This window comes from Prevotella sp. AM42-24 (assembly GCF_003461825.1).
Taxonomy (GTDB): Bacteria; Bacteroidota; Bacteroidia; order Bacteroidales; family Bacteroidaceae; genus Prevotella; species Prevotella hominis.
This window is the reverse complement of record NZ_QTXV01000135.1, coordinates 1-2,357: the sequence shown is the minus strand read 5'-3', so window position 1 is coordinate 2,357 and position 2,357 is coordinate 1. Positions and strand designations below refer to the sequence as shown.

General features: G+C 44.1%; 3 protein-coding genes. All 3 read left to right on the top strand.

Annotation, left to right across the window (positions count from 1 at the left end; all coding sequences use genetic code 11):
* Positions 1 to 338, top strand: a 338-nt coding sequence (locus DW917_RS16615; RefSeq protein ID WP_233524812.1) for a hypothetical protein, incomplete at its 5' end; no start/stop codon positions are given.
* A gap of 153 nt (positions 339 to 491) precedes the next feature.
* On the top strand, positions 492 to 674 hold the full coding sequence (locus DW917_RS17125; RefSeq protein ID WP_147344249.1) for a hypothetical protein: 183 nt from the start codon (positions 492 to 494) through the stop codon (positions 672 to 674).
* 307 nt (positions 675 to 981) lie between these two features.
* The gene (locus tag DW917_RS16610) at positions 982 to 1,479 is read left to right on the top strand and encodes a hypothetical protein (protein WP_147344248.1); all 498 of its coding nucleotides are present in this window, start codon (positions 982 to 984) and stop codon (positions 1,477 to 1,479) included.
* The last annotated feature ends 878 nt before the right edge of the window (positions 1,480 to 2,357 follow it).

Here is a 2,357-nt window from a genome sequence, read left to right as displayed (position 1 = left end):
TATTTTTACCCTACTATTTTGGGGTGGGAAACTTTAGTTATATCATTATGAGAAAGAAAACCATTCTTTCGCTTTGCATGGCCGCGGCAGTCTGCATGTCAGTATCGTGTTTCACTGCTTGCAGCAGCGACAACAACAACGACCCCACGACTCCGGTAGAAGAGAAAGCCACGGCGGTTACCATATCGCCGGTGGTATATGTCACGGCTTCCGAACTGAAATATTTTGATGTCAACGTGACCGACGTCTCCGGCAAGACCGTGAAGCTGTCTACCGACAACACGGCAGAGCCAAGCTCCCTTGTCTCAAGCGTGTTCCTCGGAAATTCCAGCACATAGAAATCGACCGGGGAAGCAAACCCCGGCGACAAGCTCCTCGCCTACACCATCCCGGCAGAGACCATCAAGTCGTTCCCGGCCGAGCGCACCTATACCGTGAGCCGCACCTACAACGGCACGCGGCTCGAGGACGGCAAGAAAATACTCCTCGTCATGTTGCCCACAGCCGAGGCGAAGCCAAACAAGGGCGAGTTCAGCAGTTTCAAGGGAAGTATCATGGCATCGACATCGAGCGTTTCCTCACAGTCGTCTTTGGACAAGAGCAAGACGTTCACCACGGCTGTGACTTACAAGTTCGCCAACGCAAGCTCAATAGATTTCGCCACATCAAAATAATCTCTTGGGCATGAGAAGCATGCCACGGCAGCATTGATGCCACAACAGCAGAGAGGGGATGTGTCAAGAATGGGTTTTTAGCACATTCTCCTGCTATATATTTAATAGGATATACGGTCCATACAGCTCTCCCGCTTGCCGTGTTTCCGCATCCATATTCGCAAAACCGTTTTTTATGAAGAGACTGATTTTTACATTCCTCGCCATGCTGGCCTTTTCAATAGGCATTAGCGCCCAGGCAAACAATGGCATACCACAGGCCAACGTGTCGCACCTGAAGTTTCAAGGCATTCCCATCACGGGAAGTATGAAATCTTTTTGCCAGAAGTTGCTGCAGAAAGGCTATAAATATGAAAGCCCCAACCTCTCTAAGACGTTGACCGGGAAATACATGGGCAGGAAGGTGAGGCTGTATGTCAATCAACATGAAGGGACGGTTTATTCCGTAGAGGTGGATTTCCTCTTGGAAACGAAGTCGGAGGCCGACGACCTGCTGCAGCAATTGATTGGCGGACTGCGCCTGAAATACCCAAGACTGCAAGAAGACACCGAGCACAGCGGATGGGAAACAGACCCGTCGGACGATTGCGTTTACACGTATGTGGCGCAAGTTCCAAGGGGCACGAGAGGACAGATCGACTGGAAGAACATGTTGGGCGAGTTCACCATCAACCTGCATGAACTGGTGATGGGCGACTATTCTTACCTGCTCGCGTTCTACTATATCGACGAATACAACAACCCTGAATGGAAAGACGCGCGGAAGCAATACTTGAAAGACCGCAAGGCAAAGTTGGCTTTGTAATCTAACGGTCGCGTGACGCGCGTTGACGCCCGTGATTAACCTACTCATAATTAAAATATCGTGGTCTTATCGACTAAAATAAAATTGATTGAATGATTTGCCAGATTTTCAAGAACATAACTTGTAGAAAATTTACACGACTTAACGATACACATCATTAGACCTTAATAAAGCGCTTCTTCATTCATTTTTAATGCTTGGCTGTATATCTGTCCAACCGGCAATTGGCATTAGCAAAAGGTTATATAGCCAAACCCACAATAAAGCAGTAAATTTACCGCTTTATGTAAGAAAATGCAGAATATATTTGCTTTTTGCACAATTTGCACAAAGATTTATATAAAAATGATCTGTTTTTTGGCAGTTTACTTAAAAATCATTATCTTTGATCCCACAAATATGGAACAAGGAAGAATGATCCTACTTCATATAGCAGGCAGGACTACACAGGGCAAAGCATACTTCGGCAAGGCTCTAAGTAATCTTCTGCCAGTAAAAGTAATAATGAGTTTGATTGAGACATGTAAAGCCAAATACAAGTTTCGATTAACCCTAAAAGTGCCCCGATGTTTCTGCTGTCAACATATTTGACGAGAATCACAGAATAATGAGGAACTTGAAATTCTGGATGAAATTAAATAATGAGCCAACTTGAAAAAGTGGCTTGAAAATTTTAATTAACAAATTTTAGTTACAGTCCGTAAGCAAAAGAACAAAGCTTTTCAATTTTGAACTTTTAAAAGTGTGCAAGTAGGCAAATAACGTATTGTTTTCATCTTCTTATCACCTATCTAAGTCTCAATTTGATAGTGCTCTGACTTTTTCAAGTGGACTCAGTTATTATAAATATGAGGCATCTTTTATTCTTAGTATTGTTT

Excerpts from the sequence above, each read along its gene's own strand:
- DW917_RS17125 (WP_147344249.1), top strand. The coding sequence starts at position 492 with ATGTTGCCCACAGCCGAGGCGAAGCCAAACAAGGGCGAGTTCAGCAGT.
- DW917_RS16610 (WP_147344248.1), top strand. The coding sequence starts at position 982 with ATGAAATCTTTTTGCCAGAAGTTGCTGCAGAAAGGCTATAAATATGAA.